Consider the following 19594-nt stretch of genomic DNA (forward strand, 5'->3'; position numbering starts at 1 on the left):
GAAACTAAAGGTGGGATATAGTGGAGACAGCCATTGCGTTTATAATTATATTTGGAAGTATTGTATTTTTCCATGAACTCGGGCATTTTATCTTTGCAAAACAAGCTGGAATCATGGTGCGTGAGTTTGCAATAGGTATGGGTCCAAAGATCTTTGGATATACAAAAGGTGAGACTCTTTATACACTACGATTATTGCCTATCGGTGGATATGTTCGTATGGCAGGAGAAGATATGGACTCCGTTGAGCTACAGCCGGGCTTTCGATTAGGAATCCGTTTAAATGATCAAGACGAAATTGATCAGATTTTATTAAATCAAAATAAGCATTATCCTGATATGTTGTTTTTAGAAGTAGAAAAATCTGATTTAACCGATAAAATGTTTATCGAGGGATACAATGAAGAAGAAAAGTTAGTAAGGTACAATGTAGCACGAAATGCTGTCATTAATGAAAAAGGCAGTGAAACAATCATTGCGCCAGCAGATCGTCAATTTGGATCCAAAACAGTTGGGCAGCGATCACTAACTATTTTTGCAGGACCCCTTTTTAACTTTATCCTATCGTTTTTCATATTCTTAGCGCTTGGGTTGTTTCAAGGAGTACCAACATATGAACCTGTTATAACAACAGTTGTTAAAGACAGTCCTGCTGCTCAAGCGGGCATGCAAGATGGCGATTTGGTAACTAAAATAGATGGATCTTCCATTACGACATGGGACGAATTATCAGAAAAAGTGAAAGTAAGTTCAAATGAACTGATGGAATTTACAGTAGAACGTGATGGACAAGAAGTTAATCTGTCTATGACACCCCAAGAAGTTGTAGCAGGAAAAGAAAAAGTTGGACAAATTGGTGTACGATACACTAGTCCAATGGAAAAAAATCCTGCCAAGGCGGTTGTCTTTGGAGCAGAGCAAACATATGAATGGACTAAACGTATATTTACTATACTTGGCACATTAATTACTGGTAATTTCTCTATAGATGATTTATCAGGTCCTGTTGGAATATATAAAGCGACTGAAGAAGTAGCGCAATATGGTGTATTCAATTTAATGCGTTGGGCTGCAATACTTAGTATAAATCTAGGAATTATGAATTTATTACCATTACCAGCATTAGATGGTGGTAGACTATTATTCTTCTTGTTTGAAGCTTTACGAGGAAAACCGATAGATAAACAAAAAGAAGGTATGGTCCACTTTGTCGGTATTATGCTATTGATGGTACTAATGGTTGTCGTTACATGGAATGATATACAAAGATTTTTCTTTAATGGGTAAATAATTTTAAGGGGGGAAGTTCAATCATCTGAACTTCCTTTCTTTTACTGTGTATATAAAAGCACAAGCATCTAACACCCCAGACTAGCGCTGGAGCTAGACAGATCAGGGAGGGATACAAACTATGGACGACGGTAAAATGAGGATGCATTTGTTATTGCAGCAACTGGAGTTAACAGAGGATTCCTTGGTAAAGCATTTTGAACATGCATCCATCGATCGATTCACTGTACATAAAAAAAATAGACAATGGGCTTTTCAAATTCAACTACAGGCCGTATTACCAATAGATGTATTTACGATTTTTCAAACAAGGTTAATAGAAAAGTTTTCTGGTATAGCGAATATCTTACTCACTATTCAAAGTGAAGGAAAAGACGTATCGCAGGAGCTTATCAACCAATATTGGCCATTAGTTCTGAAAGAATTAAGTGACATGGCACCACCTTTAAAAGACCGCTTATTAAAACAACAACCCGAATGGAACGGTCAGATGATTCATTTAACCTGTGGGCAGGAAATTGAATTGCGAACGTTTAAAAAGAAATATATCGAACAATTGTCAGATGTATATGTCGGGTTTGGATTTCCAAAAATAGCATTCGACTTCCGTTTAGTTGAAGATACAGAAGCAATAGCGCAAGCGCAGTTAGAATTTCTTGAACAACGTCGTTTAGAAGAAGAAATGTTAGGTCAAAAAGCGTTAGAAGATATGCAAAAACGTGATCAAAATAGAACAGAGAATGGCAATCAGAATACAGACGGTCCCTTCCAACTAGGAGTGCCTCTTAAAAAAGATGAGCCAATTATTGACATAAAATTGATTCAAGATGAGGAACGCAGAGTAACGATCGAAGGTTTTGTATTCGACGTCGAAGTCAAAGAGTTGCGAAGTGGTCGTTCTCTTCTGACTGCAAAAGTTACTGACTATACAGATTCTATTTTAGTGAAGATGTTCTCTAGAGATAAAGAAGATGCCCAAATGATGGAACGACTACAAAAGGGAATGTGGATAAAGGTTAGAGGTTCCGTGCAAAACGATACTTTTGTACGAGATTTAATCATTATGGCACAAGATATGAATGAGATAAATCCGGCGGTACGAATCGATACAGCGAAAGAAAAACGTGTAGAGTTACATCTACATACACCGATGAGTCAAATGGATGCTGTTTCCTCTGTATCCTCACTTGTATCACAAGCAGCGAAATGGGGACATAAAGCCATAGCAATTACAGATCATGCGAATCTACAATCATTTCCTGAAGCATATGCTGCTGGGAAAAAGAATGGTATTAAAATTCTATATGGATTAGAAGCAAATCTTGTACATGACGGTGTTCCTATTGCTTATGATGAACAGCATACTGCATTAGAGGATGCTGTATATGTTGTATTTGATGTTGAAACTACAGGCTTATCTGCTACTTACGATAAAATAATTGAGTTGGCAGCTGTAAAAATGCAAAATGGTAATATTATCGATAAATTTGAACGATTTGTTAATCCGCATCACGCTCTTTCCGCTACTACGATCGAGTTAACTGGAATTACAGATGACATGGTTCAAAATGCACCTGAAATAGAACAGGTTATAAAGGACTTTTATGAATTTATCGGCGATGGCATACTTGTTGCTCATAATGCATCTTTTGATATGGGCTTCTTATACGAAGGTTATCGAAGAACAGGAATAGATTATTTCAGTCACCCGGTTATAGACACATTAGAGCTAGCTCGGTTCTTACATCCAGAGATGAAGTCCCATCGACTTGGTACTCTAACTAAAAAGTTCAATATCGAGTTAACACAAGCACATAGAGCGATCTTTGACTGTGAGGCAACAGGATATTTACTACTACATTTGTTAAAAGAAGCTGAGGAACATAAGATAGAGTTTCTAGATGACTTTAACAAGCATATTGGACAAGGGGATTCATATAAACGAGCTCGACCAACTCATTGCACAATCTTAGCTAAAAATGAGGTCGGTTTAAAAAACTTGTTCAAATTAGTATCACTTGCTCATACAACTACTTTCTATCGTGTACCTAGAATAAAAAGGTCAGTGCTGCAAAAACATAGAGAAGGGCTGATCATTGGTTCAGGGTGTGATAAGGGAGAGGTTTTTGAGGGACTAATGCAAAAACCATTAGAGCAAGTGGAGGAAATTGCACAGTTTTATGATTACTTAGAAATACATCCTAAAGAAGTATATTCTCATTTAATCGAGGCAGAACTAGTTAGAGACGAATGGAACTTAGAAGATATCATCCGTAAAATGCTCAAACTAGGTAAGAAATTGAATTTACCAGTTGTAGCAACCGGCAATGTACATTACTTGCATGAAAATGATGCTATTTTTAGAAAAATACTTGTAAACTCACAAGGTGGAGCTAACCCGTTAAATCGTAACGGGCTACCAAAAGTACATTTTCGCACAACTAATGAAATGTTAGATGCCTTTGCCTTTCTTGGAGAAGACCTAGCAAAAGAGATTGTTGTCACTAATCCTCAAAAAATAGCCGATTCTCTTGAAGACATAAAACCGATTAAAGATGATTTATATACCCCAAAGATTGAGGGAGCAGATGAGGAAGTTAGATCTCTTACTTATTCCAAAGCAAAAGAAATTTATGGGGAAGTACTACCAGAGATAGTAGAAGCACGAATTGAGAAGGAATTAACATCTATTATTGGTCATGGTTTTGCGGTAATTTATTTGATTTCACATAAATTAGTGAAAAAATCTCTAGATGATGGCTATTTAGTTGGATCCAGGGGATCGGTAGGTTCTTCTCTTGTAGCTACAATGACAGAAATTACGGAAGTAAATCCACTACCGCCGCATTATGTATGTCCAAGTTGTCAGCATTCAGAGTTTTTCCAAGACGGATCGGTTGGTTCTGGGTTCGACTTACCTAACAAAAATTGTATTAAATGTGATACACCATATGTAAAAGAAGGGCAAGATATCCCGTTTGAGACTTTCCTTGGATTCAAAGGAGATAAAGTTCCAGATATAGATTTAAACTTTAGTGGTGAGTATCAACCTATTGCGCATAATTACACCAAGGAATTATTCGGTGAGGACTATGTGTTTCGTGCTGGTACAATCGGAACGGTAGCTGAAAAAACAGCTTATGGATATGTCAGGGGCTATATGAACGATAATAATTTGGCTCTTCGTGGTGCCGAAATTGATCGTTTAGTTCAAGGATGTTCTGGTGTTAAGCGATCAACGGGTCAACATCCAGGTGGAATCATTGTTGTTCCTGATTATATGGATATATATGATTTTACCCCAATACAGTTTCCGGCTGATGCACAGGATTCTGAATGGAAAACAACTCATTTTGATTTTCATTCCATTCATGATAATTTACTGAAATTAGATATTCTAGGGCATGATGATCCTACTGTTATTCGTATGCTCCAAGATTTATCAGGAATTGATCCGAAAACAATTCCTACAGATGATCCAGAGGTAATGAAAATATTTAGTGGGACGGAATCGCTAGGCGTAACGGAAGAGCAAATAGACTGTAAAACTGGGACACTTGGAATTCCAGAGTTTGGTACTCGTTTTGTAAGACAAATGCTAGAAGAAACGAAACCTTCTACTTTCTCAGAACTTGTCCAAATATCTGGTTTATCTCATGGGACAGATGTCTGGTTAGGAAATGCTCAAGAGTTGATACAAGCGGGGACTTGTCAGCTCTCTGATGTAATTGGATGTCGTGATGATATTATGGTTTACTTAATCTATCAAGGGTTAGATCCTTCCTTAGCATTTAAAATTATGGAGTCAGTTCGGAAAGGTAAAGGGCTAACTCCAGAATTTGAAGCAGAGATGAAAAAACAAGGGGTAGCTAATTGGTATATTGAATCCTGTAAAAAGATCAAATACATGTTCCCGAAAGCACATGCTGCTGCCTATGTATTAATGGCAGTTCGGATTGCATACTTTAAGGTGCATTACCCCATAATATATTATGCAGCATATCTTACTGTAAGAGCTTCTGACTTTGATTTAATCTCAATGGTCAACGGATCTCAAACAATTCGAGCAAAACTAGATGAGATTAATGCAAAGGGCCTTGAAGCATCTCCAAAAGAAAAAAACTTATTAACAGTATTAGAAATTGCATTGGAAATGACAGAACGAGGCATTAAAATTCAAAAAGTTGATCTATACAAATCACATGCAAATGAATTTATTATAGAAGGAAATACATTAATTCCTCCTTTTGATTCGATACCAGGATTAGGTACAAATGTTGCTTTTCAAATTGCTAAAGCACGAATAGATGGTGAATTTTTATCGAAGGAAGATCTTCAACAAAGAGGTAAAGTATCCAAGACAATCATCGAATATATGGATGCGATGGGCTGTCTAGAAGGTCTGCCAGATGCCAATCAGCTTTCGTTGTTTTAGGAGGTAATTTGCAAGGCACCATGATGTATGGTAATATAAAACTACCAATGTTTCATAGTTCTGTGACGAAAGAGTGGGATTTCCCGCTCTTTTCTGTTGTTATATAGAAAATCATTGTTGTGTAGGAGGCTTATATGAGTAATATTATTAGTAAAATTGAAGAGCTTGTATCGCCTATTTTACAAGAGTTAAATTTAGATCTTGTAGATATAGAATATGTAAAAGAAGGTCGAGATTGGTTTTTACGTATTTATATTGATACTCCAAATGGCGGCATTGATATTGAACAATGTGCTCAAGTTAGTGAAAAACTAAGTGAAAAGTTAGATGTAGAAGATCCAATATCAGAAAATTACTTTTTAGAGGTTTCTTCTCCTGGAGCAGAACGACCTTTGAAAAAGGATTCGGATTTCACGAATGCGATTGGTAAGCATGTTTTTATCAAAACATACGAGCCAGTGAACGGAGCTAAGGAATTTGAAGGAACATTACTTTCTTATTCAATAGAAGAAGGCGCATTAATTGAAGTACGTGTGAAAACAAGAAGAGTAAAAATTCAAATTGAAAAAGAGAAAATTGCGCTTGCCCGTTTAGCAATTGATTTCTCTGCATAACGTATATGGAGGAGTGAAAGCAGTGAGTAGTGAATTTTTAGATGCGTTAACTGCGCTCGAACAACAAAAGGGAATTTCAAGAGATGTTTTAATAGAAGCAATAGAAGCTGCTTTAGTAACTGCCTATAAAAGAAATTTTAACCAAGCCCAAAATGTTCGTGTCGATATTAACCTAGCTACTGGTACTATGCTTGTTTATTCAAGAAAAGATGTAGTAGAAGAAGTAGCAGACGACCGTCTGCAAGTATCCTTAGAGGATGCTCAAGTTATAAATCCACACTATGCGATTGGTGATGTAGTTGAAGAGGAAGTTACTCCACGTAATTTCGGTCGTATTGCAGCTCAAACGGCGAAGCAAGTTGTTACTCAACGTGTACGTGAAGCTGAACGTGGTCTTATCTACGAAGAATATGTGGACCGTGAAGATGATATTGTAAATGGTATTGTAGAACGATTAGATGCTCGTAATATTTACGTGGGATTAGGAAAAGTTGAGGCTGTATTACCAGCAAATGAACAAATCCAAACAGAGACATTCCGACCACATGAACGTATTAAAGTGTATATTACGAAAGTAGAACGTACTACTCGTGGACCACAAGTATTTGTTTCTAGAACTCACCCTGGCTTACTTCGTCGTTTGTTTGAAATGGAAGTTCCAGAAATCTTTGAAGGTATTGTAGAGATTAAGTCTATTGCTCGTGAAGCAGGGGACCGCTCGAAGATTTCCGTTTTTGCACATAATGATGAAATTGATCCTGTTGGTTCATGTGTTGGTGCAAAGGGAGCTCGAGTACAAACAATTGTGAACGAGTTAAGTGGAGAGAAAATTGACATAGTTGAATGGTCTGAAGATCCAGTAGTGTTTGTTGCAAATGCGCTTAGTCCTTCTAAAGTAATCGACGTTCAAGTAAATGAAGATGAAAAATCTACAACGGTAGTAGTACCAGATTATCAGTTGTCACTTGCAATTGGTAAGAGAGGTCAAAATGCTCGTCTTGCAGCAAAACTGACTGGCTGGAAAATCGATATTAAGAGCGAAACTGATGCAAGAGAACTTGGAATTTATCCAAATGAAAATTCTCCACAGCTTATCGTAGAAAAAATGGATGAAGAAGAATTGGATGATTTCGATTTTTATAAAGAAGAACAATAAGCAGGGATGGTGATTTAAAATGGCGGTTCAAAAGAAAATACCGTTACGTAAATGTGTTGCTACTGGTGAAATGTTTCCGAAAAAAGAAATGATTCGTATAGTCCGTTCGAAAGAAGGAGAAGTTTCCGTAGACCTAACAGGTAAAAAATCTGGTCGTGGCGCTTATGTATCCAAATCTATCGAAGCGGTAAACCAAGCGAAAAAGAAAAATTCACTAGGCACTCATTTAGAAGCACCAATTCCAAATGAAGTATATGACCAGTTAATCGTTGTTATTGAAAGAGATAAACTCAAATGAAAATAGAAGAACAGATATCTAATCTTTTAGGTTTAGCGACTCGAGCAAGAAAAACAATAACTGGTGAAGAATTAGTTGTAAAAGAAATAAGAAGCCAAAAGGCAAAACTAGTTGTTTTATCAAATGACGCTTCTAAAAATACAGCAAAAAAAATTAATGATAAATGTGCATCTTTTAACGTTGAGCTGCATGTCTTTGGAGACCGGCACGATCTCGGACATGCGACGGGAAAAGAGGCCAGGGTGGCAATAGCCATTATGGATGACGGTTTCGCTAAAAAACTGTCCGGCCTTCTCAACGAATATAACCGGGGGTGAGCTAATGACTAAAATCAGAGTTCATGAATATGCGAGACAAATAGATAAATCGAGTAAAGAAGTTATTGAGCAATTAGGAAAGATGAATATTCAAGTGACGAATCATATGTCTACACTTGAAGGAGAAACTATCTCTAAACTAGATGGTATTTATAAAAATTCTTCACAGTCAAATACTAAACCTGCTTCAACATCTTCAAAACCTGCACAACAGACTCAATCAAGACCATCAAACTCAAACCAAGGTCAACAAAGACCAACATCTGGCGGGCAATCAAGACCTTCTAACCAAGGTCAACAAAGACCAACATCTGGTGGACAATCAAGACCGTCTAACCAAGGCCAACAAAGACCGGCATCTGGCGGACAGTCAAGACCGTCTAACCAAGGTCAACAAAGACCAACATCTGGCGGACAATCAAGACCGTCTAACCAAACGAATACAAATGCTGCAGCTTCAGGAAGTAATACGCAATCTAGCAGCACGCAAGGAACAAATAACCAACCTAAAAAGACGTTTACAAATAACAAAGCTCCAGCGGGTGCTTATCGTCCAGGTGGTCAAAATCGTCCAGGTGGCAATAGACCGGGTCAAAAATTCCAAAAACGTAGAAAAGGTCCTACTACACCAGTTCAACCACCAGTACCAAGAAAAGAACGTGAACTTCCAGCGAAGATTACGTTTACCGATTCTTTAACTGTTCTTGAACTTTCGAAAAAAATTGGTCGTGAACCAGCAGAAATTATCAAAAAATTATTCCTACTTGGCGTAATGGCAACAATAAACCAAGTATTAGATAAGGATGCAATTGAACTTATTTGTGCAGACTATGGTGTAGAAGTTGAAGAAGAAATCCGTATCGACATTACTGATTTAGAAGTTCACTTCGATCCAACGCCAGAAGACAGCACTAATCAATCAGAGCGTCCACCAGTTGTTACAATTATGGGTCACGTCGATCATGGTAAAACAACACTTCTTGACTCAATTCGTCATACAAAAGTAACTGCAGGAGAAGCCGGTGGTATTACTCAACATATCGGTGCTTACATGATTGAAGACAACGACAAGAAGATTACATTCCTAGATACACCAGGACATGCTGCATTTACGACAATGCGTGCACGTGGTGCAAAAATTACGGATATCACGATTCTTGTAGTTGCAGCTGATGATGGTGTTATGCCTCAAACAGTAGAAGCTATTAACCATGCGAAAGCTGCTGAAGTGCCAATTATCGTAGCAGTAAATAAAATGGATAAACCATCTGCCAATCCTGACCGTGTAATGCAAGAGTTAACAGAGCATGGCTTAGTTCCTGAGGCATGGGGTGGAGATACTATCTTCGTACCAATCTCAGCACTAAAAGGAGAAGGAATCGACAACTTGTTAGAAATGGTTTTACTTGTTTCAGAAGTTGGAGAGTTAAGAGCAAATCCAAAACGTCTTGCTTTAGGAACTGTAATTGAAGCTCAACTTGACAAAGGTCGTGGTTCTGTTGCTACATTACTAGTTCAAGATGGTACATTAAAAGTTGGAGACCCTATCGTTGTTGGTCATGCATTCGGACGCGTAAGAGCAATGGTTAATGATCTTGGTCGCCGTGTGAAAGAGGCAGGACCATCTACTCCAGTTGAAATAACTGGTCTAAACGAAGTGCCACAAGCTGGAGACCGCTTTGTAGTATTCGAAGATGAAAAAACAGCTCGACAAGTTGGAGAGTCTCGTGCATCAGAAGCACAAGTTACTCAACGCTCAGAAAAAACTCGTGTAACATTAGACAATTTATTTGATCAAATGAAACAAGGGGAAATGAAAGAGCTTAACTTAATCGTTAAAGCAGACGTACAAGGAACTGTTGAAGCGATGGCTGCTTCCCTTATGAAGATAGATGTAGAAGGTGTTAACGTTCGCATCATTCATACTGGAGCTGGAGCAATTACAGAATCAGATATTAGTTTGGCAGCTGCATCGAATGCAATTGTTATCGGATTTAACGTTCGTCCGGATACAAATGCAAAACGTATGGCCGACCAAGAAGGCGTAGATATTCGTTTACACCGTATTATTTATAAAGTAATCGAAGAAATTGAATTTGCAATGAAGGGGCTACTTGACCCTGAGTTCCAAGAGAAAATTATCGGTCAAGCCGAAATTCGTGAAACTTTCAAAGTATCTAAAGTTGGTACGATTGCTGGTTCTTACGTAACGGAAGGTAAAATTTCTAGAGATAGTGGTGTACGTGTTATTCGTGAAGGAATTGTTATTTTCGAAGGCGAACTAGATACGCTAAAACGCTTTAAAGATGATGCTAAAGAAGTTGCTAAAGGATATGAGTGTGGTATCACGATTAAAAACTTCAATGATATCAAAGAAGGCGATATCGTGGAAGCTTATATCATGGAAGAAATTAAACGCTAATGATTGTCTATGCAGACTGTGAATTTCTCATTCCTACTGCACATTCTTTAAAAGAAAAACGAGCTGTTCTTCAAAGAATGCTCACAAGAACAAAACAAAAGTATAATGTTTCTATTTCAGAATTAGATCATCAGGATACGTGGCAGCGTACTAGCATTGGAATCGTTGCAATTGCTTCTCAAAAAGATGCGGCCGAACGAGAGCTAATGAACGCAATCCGATTTCTTGAATCTAATCCTGAATGGGAATGTATTAATATAAGTAAAGAATACTTATAAAAGAAAATGAGGTGTAGCGATCATGTCAATGCGTGCTAACCGAGTTGCTGAGCAAATGAAAAAAGAATTGGGCGAAATTATCGGACGAAAATTAAAGGACCCACGTATCGGTTTTGTCACTATCACAGATGTAGCTGTTACTGGTGATTTACAACAAGCGACCATTTATGTTACGGTGCTTGATGGAAACCGCGCGGATACTTTAAGAGCTTTAGAACAAGCTAAAGGATTTATTCGTTCTGAAATAGGTCAACGTATTCGCTTACGTATAACGCCTGAACTAATCTTTGAATATGATGAATCTGCAGCATATGGTAATCGTATAGATGATTTATTAAGACAAATTAATAAGCCATCTGAGTAATAAAAACTAAGAAGTCTGCTTTGTTATTAAAGCAGACTTCTTTGTTATATATACAAGGGGTGAACTGGATGTACGAAGGAATATTGCCTTTATGGAAAGAAAAAGGAATGACCTCACACGATTGTGTTTTTAAACTTAGAAAAATATTGAAGATGAAAAGAATTGGCCATACAGGAACATTGGATCCAAGTGTGGAAGGAGTTTTACCTATTTGTTTAGGGCAGGCTACAAAAGTGTCAGAATATATAATGGATCAAGGGAAGACGTATATAGCAACTATTTCTATTGGTACATCAACAACTACTGAAGACGCAGACGGTGACATCGTTGTAAATGACATAACTCCTAAGTCTTTTTCTCGTGAACAAATTTTAGAAGTATTAGCGAAACTGACTGGGGAGATTACTCAAATTCCCCCGATGTATTCTGCAGTAAAAGTGAATGGAAAAAAACTATATGAATACGCTCGAGAAGGAAAAGAAGTAGAACGCCCAAGTAGGAAAGTGATGATTCACAATATAAGATTATTGGATGAAGCCCCTGCTTTTTCAGGACAAGAAGTTACGTTCAACATTGAAGTCGACTGTGGAAAAGGTACCTATATTCGTACCCTTGCTGTTCAAATCGGTGAATTACTAGGATATCCAGCACATATGTCATCTCTAGTAAGAACAGCTTCTGGAAGCTTTTCTAAAGATCAGTGTCTCACTTTAAGTGAGGTGCAAGCTGCTGTGGATGAAGGTTCATTATCTGTAACATTACTTCCCTTAAAAGATGCATTAGCGACTTGGCCAACAGTTGAAGTCAATGATGATAACAACAAAAGTATAACTAATGGACAAGTAGTAGAAATTCATCCGTTATTAGCTGAAAACGAAAAAATAGTTTTCGAACTGTTGGAAAATCCGATAGCAGTTTATATTAAACATCCGACGAAAAGTGGTATGATGAAACCAGAAAAAATGTTTTCATCTGAAAAAGGAGATTAATATGGACGTATATCACTTATCCTATCCAAACCATTTATTTAAAAATGATAAAAATGAAGCTTACTCTTTAGCGATTGGTTTTTTCGACGGAGTGCATAAAGGGCATCAAGCAGTCATTCAGGAAGCCCTCGATAAAGGGAAAGAGAAGAATATCAAAACAGCTGTGATGACATTTGATCCGCATCCTTCATTAGTACTTGGTGGCAGAAAAGAGAAAGTATTTTATATTACACCTATTCAAGAAAAAACAGATATATTGCAAAGCTTAGGGGTAGATGCAGTTTTTGTTGTTCGGTTTACTTCCGATTTTGCAAAGTTAACACCCGAAAAGTTTATAGAATTCTTTATAAACGGGACGAATGTTAAACACGTTACAGCCGGCTTTGACTTTTCATTTGGAGCTTTTGGTAAAGGTACCATGAAAGATATGGAGATTCTTTCTGAAGGGAAATATTCTGTATCAGTTGTAGAGAAAAAACAGCTCGTGGACGAGAAGATTAGCTCAACTAGAATAAGAGCTGAGCTAACGGCGGGTAATATGGAGCAAGTCAGAGAATTATTAGGCCGACCTTTCAAGTTAACAGGAGTTGTGATCCATGGTGACAAAAGAGGGAGAACTATAAACTTTCCAACGGCGAATGTTGAACCGACCGAAGGACAATTTACACCAGCAACTGGCGTGTACGCAGTTAAAATACGCGTTCAGGAGACTTGGCATGAGGGAGTATGTAATGTAGGTTACAAACCAACATTTAATAATCCCGATGAGAAAAGACTTTCTATTGAAGTACATATTATTGATTTTGATCAATCCATTTATGGTGAGGAAGTAACGGTCCATTGGTATAAGCGAATTAGATCGGAACAAAAGTTCAATGGAATTGACGAGTTAAAAGAACAAATTGGAAAAGACAAGCAAGTTGCCATTGAGTTTTTTAAAAATGAAAATAAATAATAAAGATAGCTACCGGAGATTAATTTCGGTAGCTTTTTTAAAAAATTGAAAAGTATTGTGTTTTAAGAGTCAAAAAATGAATAAATAATACTTGTGATTTCCGTTTCAACGTACTTTCATGTTTCGAAGCTAGCTTAGCGATGCAGAAACAGGTGGACGCGTTTCGCGGGGGGAGCGATGAGCTATCACCACAGCACACGCGTCGCTGTGACATCTCATCTGTCTCACTCATCCCGCTGAAGTCGCCACCTTACTCTCCAATCAATTGAGTGAGTAGTACTCAACTATTGATAGATCATAGCTTCTCGCATATAGAATAATAGTAGCCAAATTTAATATAGGGATACAACAATCTGATATTGAATTGGGCTGCTATCATGTAACAAAGAATGTAGAAAGTGGATTTTCTTTATCTATCTCTGTCAGCCAAATTTTCCAATCATATAGAGTGGATATAATTGATTGGAGCGCAGAGCGGCGACTCCAGCGGCTGAAGTCGTGCCCACGGAAAGCGTCCGCTCGGAGCGGAAATCAATGGCCTATCTACATTTGTATTTTTAGAGGATCGTTTTTTTACTTTGTTTTTAAAAGAATAATTCGATCTTGTCACTTACTAATTAGTTGCTTCACCAATCTATTTATGATAATCTTTATAAGTACAATACCGTACTTAACCTTTCCTTGGCTTTTTCGATTCTCCAACGATTGCTCAGGATTAGGGGATAACAAGAATTTTAGGAGGAAACCAACATGGCAATTACACAAGAACGCAAAAATGAATTAATCGCTGAGTACAGAACTCACGAAAGTGATACTGGATCTGCTGATATTCAAATCGCAATTCTTACAGAAGAGATTAACTCTTTAAACGAACATTTACGTACTCATAAGAAAGATCATCACTCACGTCGTGGTCTATTCAAAATGGTTGGACGTCGCCGTAACTTATTAAAATACTTACGTGAAAACGAAGTATCACGTTACCGTGATCTAATCGCAAAACTTGGTTTACGTCGATAAGATTCGATTTAGGAAAGCGGGATTTATCCCGCTTTTTCTTTTGCATAAAAAACTTCGCATAGTTGAAAGATTTTTGATACACTACTTATGATACATATAACTTTTATATACCCTTTTTTAAAGGAGTTTTTGAAGTCGAGAGGAGTCCAGATTACATGAGTGAAAAGAAAGTATTTACGTACGAATGGGCAGGACGCCCGTTGCAAGTAGAAATAGGACAACTTGCAAAACAAGCGAACGGGGCAGTATTAGTACGATATGGTGATACAACTGTATTATCTGTAGCAACTGCATCGAAAAACCCTAAGAATTTAGATTTCTTCCCTTTAACTGTGAACTATGAAGAAAAACTTTACGCTGTAGGTAAAATCCCAGGCGGATTTATCAAACGTGAAGGACGTCCTTCAGAACGAGCAATCTTAACAAGTCGTTTGATTGACCGTCCAATTCGTCCTTTATTCCCAGATGGTTTCCGTAATGAAGTTCAAGTGATTTCAATCGTGATGTCTGTTGATCAAAACTGTTCTTCTGAGATGGCGGCAATGTTAGGTTCATCTTTAGCGCTTAGCGTTTCAGATATCCCATTTGACGGTCCAATAGCTGGCGTTCAGGTAGGTTTAATTGGAGAAGAACTAATTATCAATCCAACTGTAGAGCAAATGGGTAAGAGCACTTTAGACTTGGTAGTAGCCGGGACAAAAGATGCGATTAACATGGTTGAAGCAGGGGCTAAAGAAGTTTCAGAGGAAACGGTACTTGAGGCAATTATGTTCGGTCATAATGAAATTATCAAGTTAATCGAATTCCAAGAAAAAGTAGTAGCTGAAGTTGGAAAAGCGAAAAAAGATATTCCTCTTTTTGAGTTAGATAAAGTACTTTTTGAAGAAGTAAAAGGTATTTGTGAAACAAAACTTGTACAAGCAATACAAGTACAAGAAAAACATGCTCGTGAAGATGCTATTACTGAAGTAAAAACAGAAGTCATTGCAATTTATACAGAAAAAGAAGCAACTGATGAGACGTTGAAGCAAGTACGTGAAATTTTAGATGCAATGGTGAAAGATGAAGTTCGTCGTTTGATAACAGAAGACAAAATTCGTCCTGATGGTCGTGGAGTAGCGGAAATTCGTCCACTATCTTCAGAAGTTGGCGTATTGCCTAGAACTCACGGTTCTGGATTGTTTACACGTGGACAAACACAAGCTTTGAGCATATGTACTTTAGGGCCCCTTGGTGATGTGCAAATTATCGATGGAATTGGCTTAGAAGAAACAAAACGTTTCATGCATCACTATAACTTCCCTCAGTTTAGTGTAGGAGAAACTGGTCCTATCCGTGCTCCAGGTCGTCGCGAAATTGGTCATGGTGCTTTAGGAGAGCGCGCTCTAGAGGCAGTTCTTCCAGATGAAGCTGATTTCCCATACACACTTCGTTTAGTAGCAGAAGTGTTAGAATCCAATGGATCAACATCACAAGCTAGTATTTGTGCATCAACTCTAGCAATGATGGATGCAGGTGTTCCTTTGAAAGCACCAGTTGCAGGGATTGCAATGGGACTTGTGAAAAAAGGTGAACATTATACTGTATTAACGGATATTCAGGGAATGGAAGATCATCTTGGAGATATGGACTTTAAAGTAGCTGGTACATCTAAAGGTATTACAGCACTTCAAATGGATATTAAAATTGATGGACTATCAAGAACAATTCTTGAAGAAGCGTTAGAGCAAGCTAAAATTGGTCGTATGCAAATTTTAGAAAGTATGCTTGCAACAATTTCTGATCCACGTGAGAAACTGTCCAAATATGCACCTAAAATTGTTGTGATTAAGATTAATCCGGATAAAATCCGTGATGTAATTGGACCAGGTGGTAAACAAATTAATAAAATTATCGATGAAACTGGCGTGAAAATTGATACAGAGCAAGATGGTACAATTTATATCGCATCAGCTGATGAAGAGATGATTGCACGTGCAAAAGAAATTATCGAGAACATTGTACGAGTAGCGCAAGTTGGCGAATATTATCTTGGGAAAGTTAAACGAATTGAAAAATTCGGTGCTTTCGTAGAATTATTCACTGGCAAAGATGGCTTATTGCATATTTCCGAAATTCAAGAAGAACGTACGAAAAATGTGGAAGATGTTCTAAAACTTGGGGATGAGCTATTAGTGAAAGTAATTGAAATTGATAATCAAGGTCGTGTCAATTTATCTCGTAAAATTGTTGTAAAAGAAGAAAAAGAACGCGCTGAGCAACAAGAAAACAAATAATTAATCAATTACATCAGCATGACAAAAAAGGTTGACCGTAGCCGTGTTGCTACGGCAACCTTTTTAAATAGCTGAATAGAATAAACTGAGGTGTTAATTTGATAAATAAACTAACTTGTAAAAATGGAATACGAATTGTTTCAGAACATATTCCTTATGTACGATCTGTGGCTGTAGGGATTTGGGTCGAGGCAGGATCAAGGTATGAGTTACCAGAAGAAAATGGCTTAACTCATTTTATTGAGCATATGTTATTTAAAGGAACTGAAACGAGAACTGCGAAACAAATTGCAGAAGAATTTGATCGTATTGGTGGTAATATCAATGCTTTCACTTCTAAAGAGAATACATGCTACTATGCAAAAGTATTAGATCATCATGCAGAACATGCGGTCGAAATACTAGCAGATATGTTTTTTCACTCTCAATTTGATGCAAATGAAATTGAGAAAGAAAGACAGGTTGTTCTGGAAGAGATTAATATGGTAGAGGACACACCAGATGATATTGTGCATGAATATTTATGGCAAGCGATGTACGAAAATGACCCGCTTGGTGCGCCTATTTTAGGCACAGAGGAAACGTTGAATAGTTTCACAAAAGAAACGATTCAAGCATACATGAAAAAACATTATACCCCAGAAAATGTAGTTATATCTGTTGCGGGTAATATTCCAGAAGGACTACTAGAGTATATTGAAACATTATTTAGCCAACTAGAAAAATCGAGTAATGAGAAAATACCTATGGCAACTCCAGAGTTGAGAGCAGTACATGTCGAAAACTTTAGAGAAACTGAGCAAGCGCATCTTTGTTTAGCCTATCCAAGTTTAAGTGTAAAGGCTGATAACATTTATAGCCTAGTTGTGATGAACAATATCTTGGGTGGAAGTATGTCTTCTAGGCTTTTCCAAGAAATCAGAGAAGAAAAAGGTCTTGCTTACTCGATCTATTCTTATCATTCGTCATATGAAGATACTGGTGCTCTTGCTATTTATGGTGGGACTTCTAGCAACCAATTGGAAGAACTATCTATGTCAATTCAGCAAGCGATACAAAATGTTCTTGAAAAAGGATTCACAGAAACAGAAGTATCTAATGCAAAAGAGCAATTGAAAGGTAATCTACTCCTTGGCTTAGAGAGCTCCAATGCTCGAATGAGCCGTAATGGTAAAAATGAATTGCTGTATGGTGAACATCGTTCATTAGATGAAGTAAGTGCATCAATTGATGAAGTCTCCTTACAATCGGTAATGGATCTTGCTGCAGAGACATTTTCCCATAAACCAGCCATCTCAATCATTAAACCAAAAGTCGATCAAATTTGATCGGCTTTTTTTATATTGGAAATATATTTTGTGTTTTTTAAGGACCAGGCGTCTTCTTTCCCGTTTTTTTATATTCACTTTGTACTGCGAAATGGCATATATATAAAGAGAAATCAATAAGGGGGAGAATGATTGTTACTTTCGGAACTTGCAGAAAAAGAGCTGATCCAAGTTAAGGACGGGGCGAGATATGGCAAACTAGCAGACACTGAGTTACTCTTCAATCCTGAAAATGGGAAAATAGAAGGTTTTGAAGTTTTTCAAAAAACAGGATCCTTTTTTCAAGGAAATAAATCAGCGAAAAAAAAGGAATTTATCTCATGGGAAGAAATAATTCTCATTGGTAAAGATAGAATTCTGTTTAATGAGGCAAACAATGAAATTGGAAATAGTGAATATTCGTGAAAAAAAAATGTGCAATCATAGGTACAGACGCCCGTCTATCGTTTTTGAAGGAAACATTAGATAACGAACTAGAAGTGAAAATCTTTCCAACGACGATTTGGACGGAAGAACTAAAAGTCGCAATAATGGATTTTCAACCTACCATCATTTTTTTACCTATTCCACCATTACAAATAGATAGTTCTTTCGTTTTGCCTGAGTCATGTCTTCTCCTTTTCGTTGGAAAAACGAATACAGAAATTGAACAGGAAATACAAAATAGCCAGGTCCATGCTTTTTATTATTTAGAGGATGAACAGTGGATTTGGGAAAATGCAAATCTTACAGCAGAGGGATTTATATATTACTTTTATAGAAGTGAAAACGAATCTATTTATAATAAAAAATTCATCATAACTGGGTATGGAAGAGTGGGAAAAAGACTTGCTTTTGCTCTACATCATTTGGGCGCAGAGGTAATTATCTCGGTTCGCTCTGAACATCAATTATTTGAGGCAAAAAGCTATGGATATCAGATAGAACAATTTGAGCATGTTGTTCATAATCAAGAAGCAGATACCAGCTATCTGATAAACACTATTCCAAACAGATGGCTGAGCACGTCTGATACGGCTATATTTAAAAAAGTGTATGATCTAGCTTCAAATCCAGGATGTTTACTCGAGTCAGCCAATTCAATCCCAACAAATTATATCCATTCAACTAGCTTACCAGGATTGTATTTTCCCAAAGATGCAGGATATTTGATAGCAAAAGCTGTGCAAACTCAATTGGCTCTACTGGAGGGGGAAAAATAGTGTTAAAAGGTTTTCGAATTGGATTAGGAATAACTGCTTCTCATTGTACTTATGAGGAAGTTATCCCAATGATTAAACAGTTTACTGATTTAGGGGCAACTGTAGTTCCTATTATTACGTATTCTGTATTAACTGCGGCAACACGTTTTGGAACAGGGGAAGAATGGATTGAGAAAATAGAAGAGGCAAGTGGTAGTAAAGTAGTGTCAAAAATAGTGGAGGCAGAACCATTTGGACCTACAAACCCACTGGATTGTATGGTAATTGCTCCGATGACAGGCAACTCTATTAGTAAGCTTGCAAATGCCCAAACAGATTCACCTGTGTTGATGGCGGCAAAAGCAACATTGCGAAATGGAAAACCAGTAGTTCTTGGAATATCCACAAATGATGCATTAGGATTGAATGGAATGAACATTATGAAATTACTTTCTACTAAAAACATATACTTTATCCCCTTTGGCCAAGATAATCCTCATAGCAAACCAAACTCACTCATTGCTGACTTTACAAAAATAATTCCAACAGTTGAACATGCGATTCAATTCAAACAATTCCAGCCTTTGCTCATAAGTCATAAATTATAAATATTGATGAAGATGTATTTTCATGTATAATAAAATACAATATCAAAAATAGCATAGGTCTAGG

Annotated in this window: 17 protein-coding genes; all 17 read left to right on the forward strand. The window is 37.3% G+C overall.

Features of this window, described 5'->3' with window-relative positions; all coding sequences use genetic code 11:
* Positions 1 to 20: 20 nt before the first annotated feature.
* The gene (gene rseP / locus MHI40_RS06325) at positions 21 to 1286 is read left to right on the forward strand and encodes an RIP metalloprotease RseP (RefSeq protein WP_340761947.1); all 1266 of its coding nucleotides are present in this window, start codon (positions 21 to 23) and stop codon (positions 1284 to 1286) included.
* Between the two features lie 115 nt (positions 1287 to 1401).
* On the forward strand, positions 1402 to 5724 hold the full coding sequence (locus MHI40_RS06330; RefSeq protein WP_445678338.1) for a PolC-type DNA polymerase III: 4323 nt from the start codon (positions 1402 to 1404) through the stop codon (positions 5722 to 5724).
* Between the two features lie 134 nt (positions 5725 to 5858).
* Entirely contained in the window at positions 5859 to 6338 is a 480-nt protein-coding gene (rimP, locus tag MHI40_RS06335; RefSeq protein ID WP_093535083.1) for a ribosome maturation factor RimP, read from the forward strand.
* A gap of 22 nt (positions 6339 to 6360) precedes the next feature.
* A complete protein-coding gene (gene nusA / locus MHI40_RS06340) occupies positions 6361 to 7494 on the forward strand; it encodes a transcription termination factor NusA (protein ID WP_340761949.1) in 1134 nt (377 codons plus the stop codon).
* Positions 7495 to 7513: 19 nt separating this feature from the next.
* Positions 7514 to 7792, forward strand: a complete 279-nt coding sequence (gene rnpM, locus MHI40_RS06345) for an RNase P modulator RnpM (RefSeq protein ID WP_093535079.1) — start codon at positions 7514 to 7516, stop codon at positions 7790 to 7792.
* Positions 7789 to 8109: a YlxQ family RNA-binding protein gene (locus MHI40_RS06350; protein WP_093535077.1), complete on the forward strand. Its 321-nt coding sequence runs from the start codon at positions 7789 to 7791 to the stop codon at positions 8107 to 8109. Before rnpM ends, MHI40_RS06350 begins: the two co-directional genes overlap by 4 nt.
* Before the next feature lie 4 nt (positions 8110 to 8113).
* On the forward strand, positions 8114 to 10531 hold the full coding sequence (gene infB, locus MHI40_RS06355) for a translation initiation factor IF-2 (protein WP_340761951.1): 2418 nt from the start codon (positions 8114 to 8116) through the stop codon (positions 10529 to 10531).
* Entirely contained in the window at positions 10531 to 10809 is a 279-nt protein-coding gene (locus tag MHI40_RS06360) for a DUF503 domain-containing protein (protein ID WP_093535073.1), read from the forward strand. Before infB ends, MHI40_RS06360 begins: the two co-directional genes overlap by 1 nt.
* A gap of 22 nt (positions 10810 to 10831) precedes the next feature.
* Positions 10832 to 11173, forward strand: coding sequence for a 30S ribosome-binding factor RbfA (rbfA, locus tag MHI40_RS06365; RefSeq protein ID WP_093535071.1), 342 nt, complete (start codon positions 10832 to 10834; stop codon positions 11171 to 11173).
* A gap of 68 nt (positions 11174 to 11241) precedes the next feature.
* Positions 11242 to 12162, forward strand: coding sequence for a tRNA pseudouridine(55) synthase TruB (truB, locus tag MHI40_RS06370; protein WP_340761952.1), 921 nt, complete (start codon positions 11242 to 11244; stop codon positions 12160 to 12162).
* A gap of 1 nt (position 12163) precedes the next feature.
* Positions 12164 to 13117: a riboflavin biosynthesis protein RibF gene (ribF, locus tag MHI40_RS06375; RefSeq protein WP_340761953.1), complete on the forward strand. Its 954-nt coding sequence runs from the start codon at positions 12164 to 12166 to the stop codon at positions 13115 to 13117.
* A 750-nt stretch (positions 13118 to 13867) separates the two neighbouring features.
* Positions 13868 to 14137 (forward strand): 30S ribosomal protein S15, encoded by a 270-nt coding sequence (rpsO, locus tag MHI40_RS06380; RefSeq protein WP_090562453.1) that lies wholly within the window; start codon positions 13868 to 13870, stop codon positions 14135 to 14137.
* Positions 14138 to 14292: 155 nt separating this feature from the next.
* Positions 14293 to 16413, forward strand: a complete 2121-nt coding sequence (gene pnp, locus MHI40_RS06385) for a polyribonucleotide nucleotidyltransferase (protein ID WP_093535065.1) — start codon at positions 14293 to 14295, stop codon at positions 16411 to 16413.
* 98 nt (positions 16414 to 16511) lie between these two features.
* On the forward strand, positions 16512 to 17741 hold the full coding sequence (locus MHI40_RS06390) for a M16 family metallopeptidase (RefSeq protein ID WP_093535063.1): 1230 nt from the start codon (positions 16512 to 16514) through the stop codon (positions 17739 to 17741).
* Positions 17742 to 17873: 132 nt separating this feature from the next.
* Positions 17874 to 18146, forward strand: a complete 273-nt coding sequence (locus tag MHI40_RS06395; protein ID WP_093535061.1) for a YlmC/YmxH family sporulation protein — start codon at positions 17874 to 17876, stop codon at positions 18144 to 18146.
* Entirely contained in the window at positions 18143 to 18943 is an 801-nt protein-coding gene (locus MHI40_RS06400; RefSeq protein WP_340761954.1) for a dipicolinate synthase subunit A, read from the forward strand. The genes MHI40_RS06395 and MHI40_RS06400 overlap by 4 nt, the downstream gene beginning before the upstream one ends.
* Positions 18943 to 19530 carry a dipicolinate synthase subunit B gene (locus MHI40_RS06405; RefSeq protein ID WP_093535057.1) on the forward strand — a complete coding sequence of 196 codons (588 nt, stop codon included), beginning with the start codon at positions 18943 to 18945 and terminating at the stop codon, positions 19528 to 19530. Before MHI40_RS06400 ends, MHI40_RS06405 begins: the two co-directional genes overlap by 1 nt.
* Positions 19531 to 19594 lie beyond the last annotated feature (64 nt).

Source organism: Psychrobacillus sp. FSL H8-0510, from assembly GCF_038008345.1.
Lineage (GTDB): Bacteria > Bacillota > Bacilli > Bacillales_A > Planococcaceae > Psychrobacillus > Psychrobacillus psychrotolerans.

What these genes read in the sequence shown, in the direction of transcription:
- rnpM (WP_093535079.1), top strand. Translation starts at nt 7,514, where the DNA reads ATGGCGGTTCAAAAGAAAATACCGTTACGTAAATGTGTTGCTACTGGT.
- rimP (WP_093535083.1), top strand. Translation starts at nt 5,859, where the DNA reads ATGAGTAATATTATTAGTAAAATTGAAGAGCTTGTATCGCCTATTTTA.
- MHI40_RS06350 (WP_093535077.1), top strand. Translation starts at nt 7,789, where the DNA reads ATGAAAATAGAAGAACAGATATCTAATCTTTTAGGTTTAGCGACTCGA.
- infB (WP_340761951.1), top strand. Translation starts at nt 8,114, where the DNA reads ATGACTAAAATCAGAGTTCATGAATATGCGAGACAAATAGATAAATCG.
- truB (WP_340761952.1), top strand. Translation starts at nt 11,242, where the DNA reads ATGTACGAAGGAATATTGCCTTTATGGAAAGAAAAAGGAATGACCTCA.
- rbfA (WP_093535071.1), top strand. Translation starts at nt 10,832, where the DNA reads ATGTCAATGCGTGCTAACCGAGTTGCTGAGCAAATGAAAAAAGAATTG.
- pnp (WP_093535065.1), top strand. Translation starts at nt 14,293, where the DNA reads ATGAGTGAAAAGAAAGTATTTACGTACGAATGGGCAGGACGCCCGTTG.
- MHI40_RS06360 (WP_093535073.1), top strand. Translation starts at nt 10,531, where the DNA reads ATGATTGTCTATGCAGACTGTGAATTTCTCATTCCTACTGCACATTCT.
- ribF (WP_340761953.1), top strand. Translation starts at nt 12,164, where the DNA reads ATGGACGTATATCACTTATCCTATCCAAACCATTTATTTAAAAATGAT.
- rpsO (WP_090562453.1), top strand. Translation starts at nt 13,868, where the DNA reads ATGGCAATTACACAAGAACGCAAAAATGAATTAATCGCTGAGTACAGA.